The following is a 17,050-nucleotide window of genomic DNA, read 5'->3' as shown; positions in this document are numbered from 1 at the left end:
TCATGTAAAATGCCGCGCTTTCTCCCCATGGGAAGCACGCCCGGCGCGCGCCCCCGATGACCTGCTCCTGTTTGAGGACCTTCAGATGACCCGTATCGGAACCCCATTGTCGCCCACCGCGACCCGCGTTTTGTTGTGTGGCAGCGGCGAGCTGGGCAAGGAAGTGGTAATCGAACTGCAGCGCCTGGGCGTCGAGGTGATTGCCGTGGATCGCTACGCCAACGCGCCGGCCATGCAAGTGGCCCACCGCAGCCATGTGATCAACATGCTCGACGGCGCCGCCCTGCGTGCGGTGATCGAGGCCGAGAAGCCGCATTTCATCGTGCCGGAAATCGAAGCCATCGCCACCGCCACCCTGGTGGAACTGGAAGCCGAAGGCTTCACCGTGATCCCTACGGCTCGCGCCGCGCAGTTGACCATGAACCGCGAAGGCATCCGTCGCCTGGCCGCCGAAGAACTGGGCCTGCCGACCTCGCCATACTTCTTCGCCGACACCGTGGAGGACTACCGCAAGGCCGTCGAGACCCTGGGTTTCCCCTGCGTGGTCAAGCCGGTGATGAGTTCCTCGGGCAAAGGCCAGAGCCTGCTGCGCAGCGTCGATGACGTGCAGAAAGCCTGGGATTACGCCCAGGAAGGCGGCCGCGCCGGCAAGGGTCGCGTCATCATCGAAGGGTTCATCGACTTCGACTATGAAATCACCCTGCTCACCGTGCGCCATGTCGGCGGCACCACGTTCTGCGCACCGGTCGGCCATCGCCAGGAAAAAGGCGATTATCAGGAATCCTGGCAGCCTCAGGCCATGAGCCCGGTGGCCCTGGCCGAATCCGAACGCGTCGCCAAGGCGGTGACCGAGGCCCTGGGTGGTCGCGGCCTGTTTGGCGTCGAGCTGTTCATCAAGGGCGATCAAGTGTGGTTCAGCGAAGTCTCGCCGCGCCCCCACGACACCGGCCTGGTGACGCTGATTTCCCAGGACCTGTCGCAGTTCGCCCTGCACGCCCGCGCCATTCTCGGCCTGCCGATCCCGCTGATCCGCCAGTTCGGCCCGTCGGCTTCGGCGGTGATCCTGGTGGAAGGCCAGTCGACCCAGACCGCGTTCGCCAACCTCGGCGCCGCCCTGAGCGAGCCGGACACCGCCCTGCGCCTGTTCGGCAAGCCGGAAGTCAACGGCCAACGCCGCCTGGGCGTGGCCTTGGCGCGCGACGAGTCCATCGAAGCCGCCCGCGCCAAGGCAACCCGGGCTTCCCAGGCGGTCAAGATCGAACTGTAAAACCCCAAGGCTAAGCACAAGTCCAAAGCTGAGCACGATCCCCTGTGGCGAGGGAGCTTGCTCCCGCTGGATGCGTCAGCATCCCCTGCGGTGGGATGGCTGGCAAAGCAGGGGGCCGCTTCGCAGCCCAGCGGGAGCAAGCTCCCTCGCCACAAAAGCTCAGAAGCTCAACAGCTCAATAGCTCAAAGGCTTGCGTTCACAGAGACTCCCCGCTGCTAAAAAAAAAGGCGACACCCGCAAGGGTGTCGCCTTTTTCATGAGCGCCGCTCGGGCTTAATCCGGCAGCTTGTAGGCAATCACATAGTCACCCTGCTTGGTGCCCAGGGAACCATGACCACCGGCAACGACCAGCACGTATTGCTTGCCGTCCTTGCCGGTGTAGGTCATCGGCGTGGTCTGGGCGCCGGCGGGCAGGCGGCCTTCCCACAGTTGCTTGCCGTTCTTCACGTCGTAGGCGCGCAGGTACTGGTCCAGCGTACCGCTCAGGAACGCCAGGCCGCTGGCGGTGGTGAACGTGCCGCCCAGGCTTGGTACACCCATGCTCAGCGGGATAGGTACCGGCGAGCTGTCACGCACGGTGCCGTTCTTGTGCTTCCACAGGGTCTTGTTGTTGGTCAGGTCGACTGCCGCGACATAACCCCACGCAGGCGCTTGGCATGGCAGGCCCATGGGCGAGAGCAGCGCTTCGAGGATCACGCCATACGGCGCGCCTTTGTTCGGCTGCACGCCTTCGGTTTCGCTCTTGCGACCCGGACCACCAGCCACTTCGGCCGCCGGCACCAGTTTCGACTTGAATGCCATGTAGCTCGGGTTGACGAAGGCGATCTGGCGCACCGGATCCACCGAAATGCCGCCCCAGTCGAATACGCCGAAGTTGCCTGGGTAGACGATCGACCCTTGCAGCGACGGCGGTGTGAACATGCCGTCATAACGCAGCGACTTGAAGTCGATCCGGCACAGCATCTGGTCGAACGGGGTCACACCCCACATGTCGCGCTCTTTAAGGACCGGCGGCACGAAATTCAGGTCGGACATCGGTTGGGTCGGCGAGGTGAAGTCGCCTTCCACCGCGCCTTGCGGCACCGGGACTTCCTTGATCGGCACGATCGGCTGGCCGTTGCTGCGGTCCAGCACGTAGATGCTGCCCTGTTTGGTCGAGGCCAATACGGCGGGTTTCACGCCGTCTGCGGTCTTCATGTCCATCAGGGTCGGTTGACCGCCAACGTCCATGTCCCACAGGTCGTGGTGGGTGAACTGGAAGTACCAGCGCACTTTACCGGTGGCGATGTCGAGGGCGGTCAGGCCGGCAGCGTACTTTTCCGATTCCGGTGTGCGGAATCCGCCGAACTGGTCGGGAGTCTGGTTGCCCATCGGCAGATAGAGCATGCCGAGTTTTTCATCGACGCTGAACATGGACCACATGTTCGGCGAGTTGCGGGTGTAAGTCTGGCCTTCGGCAATTGGCGTGGTGTCGTCCGGGTTGCCGCTGTCCCAGTTCCACACCAGCTTGCCGGTGTGCACGTCATAGGCGCGAATCACACCGCTTGGCTCGTCGGTGGAGACGTTATCGGTGACGTGGCCGCCGATCACCACCAGGTTCTGGGTGACTGCCGGAGGCGAGGTGGAGTAGTAACCGCCGGCCGTGAAGCCGCCGATGTTGGCGGTCAGGTCGACCTGGCCCTTGTCGCCGAAGTCTTCGCACATCTTGCCGGTGTCGGCGTTGAGGGCGATCAGGCGGGTGTCGGCGGTCGGCAGGAAAATCCGCCGTGGGCACACGGTGCTGGCCGGCGTGTTGCTGGCGGTACCGGTCGGGCTCTGCTCGGCGGAGGCGTAGACGGCGTCATCGTGGTAGGTCACGCCGCGGCAGGTCATGTGCGCCCAGCCCTTGAAGTTTTCCGCTTTTTGCGTGGAAAGCTTCGGATCGAAACGCCAGATTTCCTTGCCGGTCTCAGGTTCCAGGGCAATCACCTGGCTGTGAGGCGTGCACACGTAGAGCATGCCGTTGACCTTCAACGGGGTGTTTTCGGCGGTGGTTTCACCCGGGTCGTTCGGCCCTGGCAGGTCGCCAGTGCGATAAGACCAAGCTTCCTTCAGCTTGCCGACGTTCTCTGGAGTGATCTGCGCCAGCGGCGAATAGCGGTCGCCATGGGCGCTGCGCCCGTAGGAATTCCAGTCGCCGTCCGGCATGGCCGGTGCGGTATTGGTCATGCCCGGCACGCTGTCGCGGTCCAGTTGGCCCTTGATTTCACCAGGGTTGGTGAATTGGCTGGCGAGCGCGGCGATACCGGCGATGACCACGGCAGCGCCCAAGGCACGGGTGCCCATCGGCGAAGCGCCGGTGGTCAGCAGCGGGCGGCGGAACCATGGCAGGAGCATGACGATGCCCAAGGCAAACAGCATCGCCAGGCGCGGCACCAGTTGCCACCAGTCCAGGCCCACTTCCCACAGCGCCCAGACCGTACTGGCGAACAACACCAGGGCGTACAGCCCCAGCGCCGCGCGACGCGCCATGATCAGCAGCACGCCCGTCAACGCCAGGCCGATGCCGGCCAGCAGGTAATACCACGAGCCGCCAAGCGTGCTCAACTTGACTCCCCCGGCCAACAGGGCCAGGCCCATCAATAGAAGCAGAATGCCGAGCAGGCTCGGTAACAGACGGCTTCGACTCAAAGCACCCTCAGTGCTCATAGCGTGTTTCTCCGTGACGTTTAAAAAAAGTCCCGCGCAAGTTGTCACTTTAGATGACGATCCTTCGGAGGCATGGTTCAGTTAAAAAAAGCAAATTCCACTGCCACGCTCATCTGGGAGAACAAGAGCCCCGACGGCCACTCACGCTGAGACAGCGCTGTCTATCCTGGTGCCAAAGCGCGGGAGTTGTGGGATCGTCCAGTAGGGATGCGTGGGATGCGGAGGCTCTGGCACGCAAGAAGAAGCGTTTCAGCAGGCGGCGCAAGGATAATGACCTGTCATCAATAGAGAAAGAGCTTTTGTTGACATGGATCCTTTCGGTTTCGGTAACAGTGTGCCAAGCGGCTACCCCTCTCAGGCGAGCCGATGAAGGCAATGCTTCCCCCCAAACAGCACCTCGGCTAAGGTGCGCGGCTTTACAGCCTTTTCGCGCAGGCCTGCCATGACCGAACCGAACAACAACCCGCTGCACGGCGTCACGCTGGAGCAGATCCTCAACGCCTTGGTCCAGCATTATGAATGGTCGGGCCTGGCCGAACGCATCGACATCCGTTGCTTCAAGAGCGACCCGAGCATCAAGTCGAGCCTGACTTTCCTGCGCAAGACGCCCTGGGCGCGAGAGAAAGTCGAGCGCCTTTACATCAAGCTGATGCGCACTAAACGGCCGGTCTGAATCGTGAGCAGGCGAACCGGTTTCGTGGCGACGCTGGCCTTGCTTGGCTGGATGGGATTGAGCATCCAGCTTTACCTGATCCTGCTCGGTCGCTGGGAATTGGGCGCGAGCCTGTTGGGCGGGCTGGTGAACTTCTTGAGTTTCTTCACGGTGCTGACTAATACCCTGGCAGCCGTGGTGCTGACCTGGGAACTGACTCGCCGCGAGTCAGCGGCACGGCGCTGGTTCCTGCAGCCTGCGGTTCGCAGCGGCATTGCCGTGAGCATCGCCCTGGTCGGCCTGGCCTATAACCTGCTGCTGCGTCACCTCTGGCAACCCGAAGGCTGGCAATTCGTCGCCGATGAACTGCTGCACGACGTGATGCCCGTGCTGTTCCTCATCTATTGGTGGCGGTGTGTGCCCAAAGGTACCCTGCGTCTGGGCCATATCGGGCTTTGGGTGATTTATCCGCTGGTGTACTTCGGCTACGTCCTGTTTCGCGGGGATTTACTCGCGGCCTATCCCTACCCCTTCATTGACGTGGCGAACCTGGGTTATCCACAAGTGTTCGTCAATGCCGGGGGAATATTGGCGGGGTTTGTCGGGATTGCTCTGGGGGTGGTGGGATTGGATCGGTGGTTGGGGCGACGGTCGTACTGACGGAACTGCGGATAAAAAGCTTTTGTGGCGAGGGAGCTTGCTCCCGCTGGGTTGCGCAGCAGCCCTGAACCCGACAACCCGGTGTGTCAGGCAGATTCAGTCGCCTGCTTTGGGGTCGCTACGCGACCCAGCGGGAGCAAGCTCCCTCGCCACAGGGGAACGTATTCACAATCCGCGCTTTGTCGGCAGCATCCACACCAATCCACTGGCCTTGGCCCGCTCATGACACAGCGCCAGGACCCCACGCCGTTCATCGTTATCCATGCGGCTCCAGAGGGTGATCTCCGCCACGGTGCGCTGGCAGCCGGTGCAGATGTCGTCATCGTCCAGCGCGCAGATGTTTACGCAGGGCGAGGGAACCGGGCGTTCGGGCGTGTTCATTGTTCCTGCTCGGCCAAGTCGCGGGCATAGCGCTGCGAATTGTGCACATAGTGCGCGGCACTGGCTTCGAGCATTTTCTTCTGCGCCTCGGTCAGCTCTCGCACCACCTTGCCCGGCGAGCCCATCACCAGCGAACCGTCGGGAATCTCCTTGTTCTCGCCGATCAGCGAGTTGGCGCCGATGATGCAGTTCTTGCCAATCTTCGCGCCGTTGAGAATCACCGCGTTGATGCCGATGAGGCTGTAGTCGCCCACCGTGCAGCCGTGAAGCATGGCGTTGTGGCCGATAGTCACGCCGGTGCCGATGGTCAGCGGATAGCCCATGTCCGTGTGCATCACGGTACCGTCCTGCACGTTGCTGTTCTTGCCGATCAGGATCAACTCGTTGTCGCCACGCAGCACGGCGTTGAACCAGACATTGGCGCCCTCTTCGAGGCGAACCTTGCCCACCAACGTGGCGTTGGGGGCAACCCAGCTCTGCGGGTGGGTTTCAACACGGGCATCGCCCAGGCGGTATTTCATGAAAGTCCTCGGGGCGTCAGGTATTGATGAAGCTCTTGGGTGGCGTGTGCAGGTCGATATCGGCGTCGTACAGCAGGTTGACCAGTTCCACGATCATGATTGCCGTCAGGCCCCAGATCTTGTATTCGCCGAACCGGTAGCTGGGTACGTACCAACTGCGTCCCTGATAATCGATGCGGTGGGTGTGTTCGCGCGGATCCTTGCGGAAGAACTCCAGCGGCACACTGAACACCGCGGCGATCTCGGCGTCGTTGGCCTGGTACTCGACGTAATCCGGAATCACGCCGACGTACGGCGTGACTTTGATTCCGTGCAGGGAAATCAGCGGGCTGAGGGGGCCAATCACTTCCACCAGGCCGGGCGGCAGGCCGATCTCTTCCTCTGCTTCGCGCAGGGCTGTGAAGATCAGGTCAGGGTCTTCCGGATCTCGGCGTCCGCCGGGGAACGCCACTTCGCCGCCATGGGTCGATAACCCGCTGGCGCGCAATGTGAGGACCAGTTCCGGCTCGCCGCTGCGGGTAATCGGCACCAGCACCGCTGCTTCCGGGAAGCGCCGATCGGTCTCCAGATCGCGTGGGGTATGGTTGCTTACTCGATGCAGTAGCTCGTCCAGCATGAGACTTCTCGATTTATTCGCTACCTTGCATCATGCACCAATCACGCAAGCGGCCCAAGCCCCGAAACGGCGTCATGTCGCGAAACGACAACTTGCCGATACCCGTGCGCACACGCCAAGATAGGCGCAGCCTTCAGGAATCCAAGCATGAAATTCTGCAGCCAGTGCGGTAACCCGGTGACCCAGCGCATACCCGAGGGCGACTCGCGCCTGCGCTTTGTCTGCGACACCTGTCACACCATTCACTACCAGAACCCCAACATCGTGGCCGGTTGCGTACCAACTTGGGGCAGCAAGGTGCTTTTATGTCGACGCGCCATCGAACCGCGACGTGGCTATTGGACCTTACCGGCCGGTTTTATGGAGAACGGCGAAACCGTCGAACAGGCCGCCGTCCGTGAAACCGCCGAGGAGGCCTGTGCCAGGGTCCGAAACTTGAACATCTATACGCTGATCGACGTACCGCACATCAGCCAGGTGCATGTATTCTTCCGCGCCGAACTGGTGGACGTGGATTTCGCCGCCGGGCCCGAGAGCCTGGAAGTGCAATTGTTCGAAGAAGCCGACATTCCGTGGGACGAGCTGGCTTTCCGCACGGTGGGCCGTACCCTAGAATACTTCTACGCTGACCGGCGAGCCGAGGATTACCCGGTGCGATCCGAGTCGATACCGCCGCTTGCTCAGCCTGCCAATACTTGAAAAATCCAATATAGCCGCGACACCTCTAGGGATATCGTTTCAATGCGCTGGTTGCTTGTCCTGTTCTGCCTGTCGTTTACCGCTGTGTCCCAAGCCGCTGCCGTGGGAACCTACAACGGCAAGATCATCGAAAAAGTCCTGGTGCTCAAGTCCGCCCATCAATTGCAATTGATCAACGACGGCAAGCCCCTCAAGACGTATCGCATCTCCTTGGGCAAGGGCGCCAAGAAAGGCCCCAAGTTGATAGAAGGCGACAAGCGTACCCCCGAGGGGTTTTATTGGATCGACTGGCGCAAGACCAGTGACCGGTTCTATTTGTCGATGCACATCTCCTACCCCAACATCAGCGACGCCGCCCGCGCCCGTCGCGAAGGCGTTGAGCCAGGGGGCATGATCATGATCCACGGCACGCCTGATTCGGAAGAGAACCCAGAGCAGTTGTTTCATACCCTGGACTGGACCGATGGCTGCATCGCCATGCGCAACGTGGACATGCGCGAGGTGTGGAACCTGGTGCCGGATGGGACGATGATCGAGATTCGCCCGTAACTCATGTTTCCATGCGCCGACGGAGCTCTTGTGGCGAGGGGATTTATCCCCGCTGGGCTGCGTGGCAGCCCCAAGGCAGCAAACCCATTCTGCCTGACACACCGCGCTGTCAGGTTTCAGGGGCCGCTTCGCAACCCAGCGGGGATAAATCCCCTCGCCACAGGTTACGTTGGCATCAAGTCCGAAGCTCAACCCGATCCAAGGCCTTGTTCGCCAGCAACGTCCCCAGCTCGATCATCTGCGCTACCGCCGACGCCACATGCCGCCGCGAGCCGTCTAAGTCAAACATGAGGTCGTTAAGCACCGCATTGGCCGAGGCCAGGGTTTCGCTGAGGTTGGCTAGCAGGGCTTCGGTGTCGATGTTGTCCGATACGGTGAACAACTGCACCGAGGGTTGGGGGTCTGGTTCGTCATCGGGCTTGAGGTAGTGGTCCATTGCGCGATCGGCGGCTTCTTTCAGTTTTTCGGGAGCGTAGTCGCCGTAGGGGAAGGTTGAGGCGGGTTTGGGGATGTCAGAATTATTTTTCAATTGAAGCTCCTTAATTTCATGGAGCCCAGGACAAAGCGTCCGGGCCTGTTGCCCCTTGATTTATTCGGACGGTCAAACCCGGTCGCTGAATTGGCAGCGACACCCAAAGGCTAGAGCCCTCGCTTCTGAGGGACAACCTTAAAAACGTGTCGGAAACTTCGGTGCGTCTGACAGACCATCCATCTGGTCATGGATGTTTCGCACAAATTTCCGAGTAGTCTTTTTGGGTGGGTTGGATTGGGGGCATATCCGTTGCTGCGGTAACGGCTGCTTATGGTTCCGCTCTTACAGCGGGTCACTTTTGGAAAGAGCGCCAAAAGTAACCAAAAACGCTCTGCCCCACCACTCGGCACCTCGCCTAGGCTCGGTGTGCCCTCACTCCGGCATTGCTCCGTGAGCCCGCCGCGAAGGACCATCCATGGTCCAGCGCGGCTATCCCGGCATCCATGCCGGGATGCCCACTGCGCAATACCTGCGTTCGGCCAGCGTGGTTAATGGGGCGCCGAGATCAACGTCCACCACGAGGCGGCCTTATAGCCGACCTGATTTTGGTGGGGACCGTGTTTTTCCGGTGGAAGCGTACTTGCTCACGAGATGCCATGACATCCAGCATATCCACCGGCTGACACTCCGCCTTCGCGAGAAGGCTCGCTCCCACAATTGGATCGAAGTACAGTCGCCAAAGACAGGTCGGCTATAAGGCCGCCTCGTGGCGGACGTTGATCTAGGGCGCCCCGTTAACCACGCTGGCTGAACGAAGGCGTTGCGCAGTGGGCACCTCGGCATGGATGCCGAGGTAGCCGCGCTGGGCCATGGATGGCCCTTCGCGGCGGCCCACGGAACAAGGTCTTCGTTCAGGCATGCCGAGCCTAGGCGAGGCACCGAGTGGTGGGGCAAAAGCGTTTTGGTTACTTTTGCGCTGTTCAAAAGTAACCCGCTGTAAGAGCGGAACCATTAGCCGCCGCTACCGCAGCATTGGATATACACGCCCAGCTGAAAACAGCCCATCACCACCGCCATCAGAAAATAAATATCAAAATTCACAACTCACAGGCCGGGCATACCACTGCCCCTCTGAGGCAGCCACCAGCGCCGTAGTTTCACGCCCCCTTCTGCCCCCACTAATACCACTTTAAGCCAACCTTATCCAAGCACCCCGTAATTCCCCAAAAACCGCCGAACATCACATTGACATGGTATTCAAGTGGTATTAGCTTCCCACCCACTCACCGAGCGAAAAATCCTACAACAGCATCGGACACAGCTCACATGAACGACATCCTGGCCCTGCGTCCCGACGACACCCAACCCACCCCGCTCTACCTGCAACTGGCCCGCAACCTGGAAGCCGCCATCCACGCCGGCCAATGGAAAGCCGAACAGGCAATGCCATCCGAACGCAGCTTGAGCGAGCAACTGGGCATCTCCCGAGTCACCGCCCGCAAGGCACTGGAAGTGCTATTCGAACAAGGCCTGATCCGCCGCAACCAGGGCTCGGGCACATTCATTACCCCGCGCCTGGAACAACCGCTCTCGCGCCTCAGCGGATTCAGCGAAATGCTCCGCCTCAAGGGCTTCGTGCCCGGGTCACAGTGGCTAGAGCGAGAGATCACCCCGCCAACCCACGAAGAACTGATCCGCCTGGGCCTGTCGCCCAATGACAAAGTCGCCCGGCTCAAACGGCTGCGCAAAGCCGACGACACGGTCATGGCCATCGAAATGAGCACCCTGCCCGCCTCGATCATTCCCAAGCCGCAGGCGGTGGGCGATTCACTCTATGAATTCCTTGATGGCATCGGCAAACCGGTCGTGCGCGCGCTGCAACACATCCAGGCGATCAACGCCTCGGACGAGTTCGCGGCCTTGGTGGGCATCGCCCCCGGCACCGCGATGCTGCTGATGACGCGGGTCGGCTACCTGGAAGACAACACCCCCATCGAAGTCACCGACACCTACTGCCGCAACGACTACTACGACTTTGTCGCAGAACTGCGGCGCTAGACGACCAGGGAATCCCCATGTCCGAAGACAACATCCTCACCGCCAACGGCTGGATACGCGGCCGTCTCTTGCATGAACACGGCAAGGTCGTGTCCATCGAAGGCCAGCCCTGCGATCCGGCGGACAATGACCTGCCCTACCTGCTGCCCGGCTTCATCGACCTGCATGTGCACGGCGGTGGCGGCAAGGACATCATGGAAGGCGCGCCGGCCTTCGAGACCATTGCCCGCACCCACGTGCGCTTTGGCACCACGGCGCTGCTCGCCACGACCATGACCGCGCCGAGCGAGGAAATCGCCGGCGTGCTCAAGGCCCTCGGCGAGTTTTGTGAACAGCGGCCCAGCGGCAGTGCCCGTGTCCTGGGCGTGCACTTGGAAGGCCCCTACATCAACCCCGGCAAACTCGGCGCTCAACCGAATTTCGCCCACACAGCATTGATGGCCGAGGTGGAAGCGTACCTGGCCCTGGCACCGATCCGGGTGATCACCATCGCGCCGGAAATCGCCGGCCACGACGCATTGATTCGCGCACTCAGTTCCCGCGGGGTGCGCATGCAGATCGGTCATACGCTGGGCAGCTATGAGGAAGGCGTCGCGGCGCTGGCGGCCGGGGCCAGCAGCTTTACCCATTTGTACAACGCCATGAGCCCGTTGCATCACCGCGAGCCAGGCATCGTCGGTGCGGCGCTGGCCCATGCGCAATATGCCGAGTTGATCCCGGACCTGTTGCACGTGCACCCCGGCGCTATCCGCGTGGCGTTGCGCTCGATCCCCTGCCTGTATTGCGTCACCGATTCCACCGCCGCCGCCGGCATGCCCGACGGCGAATACAAGTTGGGCAGCCACACCGTAACCAAATGCCTGGGCGGCGTGCGCCTGGCCGACGGCACCCTGGCCGGCAGCACGCTGACGATGGATCAGGCCCTGCGCAACCTGGTGAAGATTGGCTTGCCCCTTGCCGAAGCCTCGCAGCGCTTGTCGCAATTCCCCGCCGACTACCTCGGCCTGCCTGAACGCGGACGCCTGCATCCTGCTGCCTGGGCCGATTGCGTACGCCTGGACCGTTCCCTGAACTTGACCGACGTGATGGTCGAAGGAGAAGCCATTGTCTTCAAAAATGCTTGAAGAGGCCCTGGCCTCGTCCGAGGCCGTCGAGCGCCAATTGCGACAATTGGACCCCGCCCTGCAGGAGATTGCCGGACGCTTGCGCCGCCAACCGCCGCAAGTGGCGATGACCGTGGCCCGCGGCAGCTCCGATCATGCGGCCAGCTACTTCGCCTACCTGACCATGCAACAACTGGGTTTACCGGTGGCCTCGCTGCCGATGTCGGTGGTGACGATGCAGCAGGCGCCACTGAAGGTCAGCGGCCAGGTGGCGTTCGCGTTCTCCCAATCGGGGCAAAGCCCGGACCTGGTGAACAGCCTGCGCCTGTTGCGTAAGCGCGGCGCGTTGAGCGTGGCGATGGTCAACGCAGAAGATTCTCCGCTGGAGGCGGCTTGTGAATTCAGCGTGCCCTTGTGCGCCGGCATCGAAAGCAGTGTCGCCGCCACCAAAAGTTTCATCGCCACCCTCAGCGCCAGCGCGCGCCTGGTGGCCCACTGGAAAGACGACGCCGAGTTGCTCGAAGCCGGTGCCGCGCTGCCCGCAGGCCTACGCGATGCCGCGAGCCAGGATTGGAGCACCGCCGTCGAGACGCTGCGTGACAGTCAGCGCTTGATGGTGATCGGCCGTGGCGCCGGGTTCGCCATCGCCCAGGAAGCGGCGCTCAAATTCAAGGAAACCTCGGCGATCCAGGCCGAAGCCTTCAGCAGCGCCGAGGTCCGCCACGGGCCGATGGCGCTGATCGACGAGCACTATCCGTTACTGGTTTTTGCCCCGCGCGGCGCCGAGCAGGCTGGGGTGTTGAGCCTGGCCGCCGACATGCGCCAGCGCGGCGCCCGGGTCTTGCTGGCCGCGCCGGATGACATCGCCGAGCGCGACCTGACGCTAAGCCGCGCCGAACACCCGGCCCTGGACCCGATCCTGGCGATCCAGAGTTTCTATGGCATGGCCGCCAGGCTGGCCGTGGCTCGCGGCCTGGACCCGGACCGACCGCGCCACTTGAGCAAGGTCACCCGGACCCACTGAACCGCCGGCCCTGTTCCATCGAAGGCCAATGAGATTTCAAGAGAGAGCGAGCCCATGCCCAACAATAATAAAGAGCTGATCCTCAGCGCCCCGCTCAGCGGTCCGGTGCTCACCCTCGCCCATGTCCCGGACGCAGTGTTCGCCAGCGGCGCCATGGGTGACGGAATCGCCATCGATCCATTGAACGACACCCTCTACGCGCCCTGCGACGGCGAGGTGATCCACGTCGCCCGCACTGGCCACGCCGTGACCCTGCGGGCCGACAACGGCGCCGAACTGCTCCTGCACTTGGGGCTGGACACGGTCGAGTTGCAGGGCGACGGCTTTTCCATGCTGGTCAAGGAAGGCGCGCGGGTCAGCAACGGCCAGGCATTGCTGCGTTATGACGTGGACAGCGTGGCACAGCGCTGCAAAAGCCTGGTCAGCCTGCTGATCATCACCAATGGCGAACACTTCCAGGCACGGCCCATCACGCTTAAAGGGGTCAAGGTCGGCGAACCGTTGCTGCACATTGTCGCCAAGAGGCCGGGAGAAATACGCGGCAATGATGCGGATATGGACATTGAAGTGTTCGGCCAGATCCGTATTGCCCACCGTGGCGGCCTGCACGCGCGACCGGCAGCCCTGGTTCGCCAGACTGCGCAAGGCTTCAAGAGCCGCTCGCACCTGCATTTTGGCGGCCGGTCGGCGTCCTGCGACAGCGTCATGGGCTTGATGGGCCTGGCAATCAACGAGCAGGCCCAAGTGCACGTCAGTTGCCGAGGCAGCGACGCCGAAGCGGCGCTGCAAGCCTTGCTCGCAACGTTATCCACAGCCGCGGCCGAAAACGACCATGCCCACGCCCCCCCGGTAAAAGCGCCCAGTCGGGCCGCCGAAGACGGCGTGCTCCAAGGAGTCTGCGCCGCGCCCGGCCTGGTGGCCGGACCGTTAGTTCGGTTGGATGGTTTGCAGTTGCCCGACGATGACGGTGGTCACGACATCGAAGAGCAGCGGCAACGGTTGCGCCAAGCCCTGGAGCACGTCAGTGGCGACATCCGCTTGACATTGGAAAACGCCAAGGCCCGGCGCCACGACAATGAACAGGCGATCTTCAGCGCCCATCTGGCATTGCTGGAAGACCCGGCCTTGCTGGACGCCGCCTACGTGTCCATCGACCAGGGCGACGCCGCCACCCACGCCTGGAGCCGATCCATCGACGCGCAGTGCCAGGTGCTGCGACAACTGGGCAGTCCGCTGCTGGCCGAGCGCGCCAATGATCTACGCGACCTGCGCCAGCGGGTCCTGCGAGCATTGTTGGGTGAGGCCTGGCAGTTCGAGGTGCCGGCGGGGGCGATTGTCGCCGCGCAGGAGTTGACCCCGTCGGACCTGCTGCACCTCAGCGCCCAAGGCGTGGCCGGTGTGTGCATGGCCGAGGGCGGCGCGACGTCCCATGTGGCAATCCTGGCCCGGGGTAAAGGCGTGCCCTGCCTGGTGGCGTTGGGCGATGCCTTGCTTGCGCAGGCGCCGGGGCAATCCGTGGTGCTGGATGCCGACGGCGGACGCCTCGAACTGGCGCCAACCGCCGAGCGCCTGACGCAGGTTCAGCAAGCACAAGCCCGACGCGCAGCCCTGCGGGCCCAACAACAGTCGCTCGCCCACGCGCCGGCGCGGACCATTGACGGGGTCGGGATTGAAATCGCCGCGAACGTGGCGTCGAGCGCCGAAGCCGGCCAGGCCGTTGCCAACGGCGCCGACGGCGTCGGTTTGTTGCGCACCGAATTTCTTTTCGTTGACCGCCGTACCGCCCCCGATGAACAGGAACAGTGCCAAGCCTATCAGGCGGTGCTCGACGCCATGGGCGAAAAACCGGTGATCATCCGCACCATCGACGTCGGCGGCGACAAGCAATTGGACTACCTGCCGCTGCCGGCCGAAGCCAACCCGGTGCTCGGCCTGCGAGGCATTCGCCTGGCCCTGGTGCACCCGGAACTGTTGGATCAACAACTGCGCGCCCTGCTGCAAACCCGCCCGCTGCACCGTTGCCGGATCTTGTTGCCGATGGTCACTGAGGTCGACGAGCTGCTGCACATCCGCCAGCGCCTCGATGCGCTGGTCGCCGAACTAGACCTGAGTGAACGTCCGCAACTGGGGGTGATGATCGAAGTGCCGGCCGCCGCCTTGCTGGCCGAACAACTGGCCGAGCACGCAGACTTCCTGTCCATCGGCACCAATGACCTTTCCCAATATACCCTCGCCATGGACCGCGACCATGCAGGTCTCGCCGCCCGGGTCGATGCCTTGCACCCGGCACTGTTGCTGCTGATCGCCCAAACCTGCGCAGGCGCGGCAAAGCACGGGCGTTGGGTCGGCGTGTGCGGCGCCCTGGCTTCGGATCCCCTGGCGACGCCGGTGCTGATCGGGCTGGGCGTACGGGAGCTGTCGGTCAGCCCGCCGCAGGTCGGCGAAATCAAGGACCGCGTGCGTCACCTCGATGCCGGCCAGTGCCGCCGCGTCAGTACCGATTTGCTCAACCTGGCCAGTGCCGCCGCCGTGCGCCAGGCCTGTCACCAACACTGGCCTTTGGGCTGAGCCACGTCGAAGAACAATAAAAGGAGAGACGCCATGTACCAGCATTTCATTGAAGGGCTGCAACGCCTCGGCCGGGCGCTGATGCTGCCCATCGCGATCCTGCCGATTGCCGGCCTGCTGTTGCGCCTGGGTGACACGGACCTGTTGAACATCGCGATCATCCACGACGCCGGCGAAGCGATTTTTGCCAACCTGCCGATGATCTTCGCCATCGGCATCGCCGTGGGCTTCGCCCGGGACAACAACGGCACGGCCGGGTTGGCCGGGGCCATCGGTTACCTGGTGATGATCGCGACGCTGAAGGTGCTCGACGCGACCATCAACATGGGCATGCTTGCCGGGATCATCAGCGGTCTGTTGGCCGGCGCACTGTACAACCGGTTCAAGGACATCAAGCTGCCGGAATACCTGGCGTTCTTTGGCGGCCGACGCTTCGTGCCGATTGTCACCGGCTTCAGCGCCGTGGGCCTGGGCCTGGTGTTCGGGCTGGTCTGGCCGCCGATCCAGCACGGCATCAACACCTTTGGCGAGCTGCTGATGGCCAGCGGCAGCTTCGGCGCGTTCGTCTTCGGTGTGTTCAATCGCTTGCTGATCGTCACCGGCTTGCACCACATCCTCAACAACATGGCCTGGTTCATCTTCGGCAGTTTCACCGACCCGCAAACCGGCGCGGTGGTCACTGGTGACTTGACCCGTTATTTCGCCGGCGACCCCAAGGGCGGCCAGTTCATGACCGGCATGTTTCCGGTGATGCTCTTCGGCCTTCCCGCCGCGTGCCTGGCGATGTACCGCAACGCCCTGCCCCAGCGGCGCAAAGTCATGGGCGGGATCCTGCTGTCCATGGCGCTGACCTCGTTCCTGACCGGCGTCACCGAACCGATTGAATTCGCCTTCATGTTCCTCGCGCCGCTGTTGTACCTGGTGCACGCACTGCTCACCGGGCTGTCGATGGCAGTGACCAATCTGCTGGACATTCACCTGGGCTTCACCTTCTCGGGCGGTTTCATCGACATGGTCCTGGGCTGGGGTAAATCCACCAACGGCTGGTTGGTCGTCCCGGTGGGCCTGGCGTATGCGGCGATTTATTACCTGGTGTTCGATTTCTGCATCCGCCGCTTCGACCTCAAGACCCCAGGACGGGAGGAGGTGCCCGCAGGCGACACGCCGGTCATCGCCGAGAACCAGCGCGCCGCTGCCTATATCCAGGCGCTGGGCGGTGCCGAAAACATGATCACGATTGGCGCCTGCACCACGCGACTGCGGCTGGACATGGTGGACCGCAACAAGGCGTCCGACGCCCAGCTCAAGGCCCTCGGCGCCATGGCCGTGGTTCGCCCTGGCAACGGCGGCAGCTTGCAAGTGGTGGTGGGGCCGATGGCCGACAGCATCGCCGATGAAATTCGCCAGGCGTTGCCCTCTTCGGAACGATTGGCCAGCGCGCCCGTGGCCGCCGTGGCTGCGCCTGTCACACCGACGGCCGTCTCCGAGGCCGAGGCGCAACAGTGGCTCGCGGCCCTGGGCGGTTGCGGGAATGTGTTGCAGCTCGATTGCGTGGCGATGAGCCGTTTGCGGGTGCAACTGGCCGACGGCAAGGGGTTATCGGAAAGCCAGCTCAAGGCGCTTGGCTGTCAGGGGGTTAGCTCGCTAGCGGACGGTGTGTGGCACTTGTTGCTGGGCGAGAAAGCGCCGGGGCTGTTGCGGGCGTTGGAGGCTGTTGCGAATCGGAACGAGGTCAAGGCTGAAGCCTCTGGCGGCTGACACTCCACAATCCCTTGCCCACAAAGGTTTGTG

The 17,050-nt window shown here is 62.8% G+C and carries 15 protein-coding genes; 10 read left to right on the top strand and 5 right to left on the bottom strand.

Annotation, left to right across the window (positions count from 1 at the left end; genetic code table 11):
- Positions 1 to 85 precede the first annotated feature (85 nt).
- Positions 86 to 1,267 (top strand): formate-dependent phosphoribosylglycinamide formyltransferase, encoded by a 1,182-nt coding sequence (gene purT, locus HU742_RS05080; protein WP_186640918.1) that lies wholly within the window; start codon positions 86 to 88, stop codon positions 1,265 to 1,267.
- A gap of 274 nt (positions 1,268 to 1,541) precedes the next feature.
- On the opposite strand, the gene HU742_RS05075 is transcribed toward purT, so the two are convergent.
- Positions 1,542 to 3,956: a glucose/quinate/shikimate family membrane-bound PQQ-dependent dehydrogenase gene (locus tag HU742_RS05075; protein WP_186643574.1), complete on the bottom strand. Its 2,415-nt coding sequence runs from the start codon at positions 3,954 to 3,956 to the stop codon at positions 1,542 to 1,544.
- A 442-nt stretch (positions 3,957 to 4,398) separates the two neighbouring features.
- On the opposite strand from HU742_RS05075, the gene HU742_RS05070 reads away from it, so the two are divergent.
- Positions 4,399 to 4,629 carry a VF530 family protein gene (locus HU742_RS05070; RefSeq protein WP_003205228.1) on the top strand — a complete coding sequence of 77 codons (231 nt, stop codon included), beginning with the start codon at positions 4,399 to 4,401 and terminating at the stop codon, positions 4,627 to 4,629.
- A 51-nt stretch (positions 4,630 to 4,680) separates the two neighbouring features.
- Entirely contained in the window at positions 4,681 to 5,268 is a 588-nt protein-coding gene (locus tag HU742_RS05065) for a Pr6Pr family membrane protein (RefSeq protein WP_186643778.1), read from the top strand.
- A gap of 165 nt (positions 5,269 to 5,433) precedes the next feature.
- On the opposite strand, the gene HU742_RS05060 is transcribed toward HU742_RS05065, so the two are convergent.
- The 3 genes from HU742_RS05060 to HU742_RS05050 are packed head-to-tail and all read right to left on the bottom strand — an operon-like array spanning position 5,434 to position 6,786.
- Positions 5,434 to 5,649 carry a DUF1289 domain-containing protein gene (locus HU742_RS05060; RefSeq protein ID WP_186643573.1) on the bottom strand — a complete coding sequence of 72 codons (216 nt, stop codon included), beginning with the start codon at positions 5,647 to 5,649 and terminating at the stop codon, positions 5,434 to 5,436.
- Positions 5,646 to 6,170 carry a gamma carbonic anhydrase family protein gene (locus tag HU742_RS05055; RefSeq protein ID WP_186640914.1) on the bottom strand — a complete coding sequence of 175 codons (525 nt, stop codon included), beginning with the start codon at positions 6,168 to 6,170 and terminating at the stop codon, positions 5,646 to 5,648. The genes HU742_RS05060 and HU742_RS05055 overlap by 4 nt, the downstream gene beginning before the upstream one ends.
- A 16-nt stretch (positions 6,171 to 6,186) precedes the next feature.
- Positions 6,187 to 6,786 carry a CoA pyrophosphatase gene (locus HU742_RS05050; RefSeq protein WP_186643572.1) on the bottom strand — a complete coding sequence of 200 codons (600 nt, stop codon included), beginning with the start codon at positions 6,784 to 6,786 and terminating at the stop codon, positions 6,187 to 6,189.
- Positions 6,787 to 6,933: 147 nt separating this feature from the next.
- Between HU742_RS05050 and HU742_RS05045 the strand changes: the two genes are divergently transcribed.
- Together HU742_RS05045 and HU742_RS05040 are read left to right on the top strand one after the other, a co-directional pair.
- A complete protein-coding gene (locus tag HU742_RS05045) occupies positions 6,934 to 7,485 on the top strand; it encodes an NUDIX hydrolase (protein WP_186640911.1) in 552 nt (183 codons plus the stop codon).
- A gap of 42 nt (positions 7,486 to 7,527) precedes the next feature.
- Complete coding sequence (locus tag HU742_RS05040; protein ID WP_186643571.1) at positions 7,528 to 8,034, top strand: L,D-transpeptidase family protein; 507 nt, start codon at positions 7,528 to 7,530, stop codon at positions 8,032 to 8,034.
- Positions 8,035 to 8,209: 175 nt separating this feature from the next.
- Here the strand turns inward: HU742_RS05040 and HU742_RS05035 are convergent, their stop codons facing one another.
- The gene (locus tag HU742_RS05035; protein WP_186643570.1) at positions 8,210 to 8,563 is read right to left on the bottom strand and encodes a DUF6124 family protein; all 354 of its coding nucleotides are present in this window, start codon (positions 8,561 to 8,563) and stop codon (positions 8,210 to 8,212) included.
- A 1,269-nt stretch (positions 8,564 to 9,832) separates the two neighbouring features.
- On the opposite strand from HU742_RS05035, the gene HU742_RS05030 reads away from it, so the two are divergent.
- Genes HU742_RS05030 through nagE form a run of 5 tightly spaced genes read left to right on the top strand, consistent with a single transcriptional unit; the run spans position 9,833 to position 17,017 of the window.
- Positions 9,833 to 10,564, top strand: coding sequence for a GntR family transcriptional regulator (locus HU742_RS05030; RefSeq protein ID WP_186643569.1), 732 nt, complete (start codon positions 9,833 to 9,835; stop codon positions 10,562 to 10,564).
- A gap of 17 nt (positions 10,565 to 10,581) precedes the next feature.
- Complete coding sequence (gene nagA, locus HU742_RS05025; RefSeq protein WP_186643568.1) at positions 10,582 to 11,688, top strand: N-acetylglucosamine-6-phosphate deacetylase; 1,107 nt, start codon at positions 10,582 to 10,584, stop codon at positions 11,686 to 11,688.
- The gene (locus HU742_RS05020; RefSeq protein WP_186643567.1) at positions 11,669 to 12,691 is read left to right on the top strand and encodes an SIS domain-containing protein; all 1,023 of its coding nucleotides are present in this window, start codon (positions 11,669 to 11,671) and stop codon (positions 12,689 to 12,691) included. Before nagA ends, HU742_RS05020 begins: the two co-directional genes overlap by 20 nt.
- A 54-nt stretch (positions 12,692 to 12,745) precedes the next feature.
- Positions 12,746 to 15,259, top strand: coding sequence for a phosphoenolpyruvate--protein phosphotransferase (ptsP, locus tag HU742_RS05015; protein WP_186643566.1), 2,514 nt, complete (start codon positions 12,746 to 12,748; stop codon positions 15,257 to 15,259).
- A 33-nt stretch (positions 15,260 to 15,292) separates the two neighbouring features.
- Positions 15,293 to 17,017 (top strand): N-acetylglucosamine-specific PTS transporter subunit IIBC, encoded by a 1,725-nt coding sequence (nagE, locus tag HU742_RS05010; protein WP_186643565.1) that lies wholly within the window; start codon positions 15,293 to 15,295, stop codon positions 17,015 to 17,017.
- The last annotated feature ends 33 nt before the right edge of the window (positions 17,018 to 17,050 follow it).

This window comes from Pseudomonas marvdashtae, assembly GCF_014268655.2.
In the GTDB taxonomy this organism is placed as follows: Bacteria; Pseudomonadota; Gammaproteobacteria; order Pseudomonadales; family Pseudomonadaceae; genus Aquipseudomonas; species Aquipseudomonas marvdashtae.
Note: the sequence above shows the minus strand (reverse complement) of the source record. Positions and strands in the feature narration are given on the sequence as shown.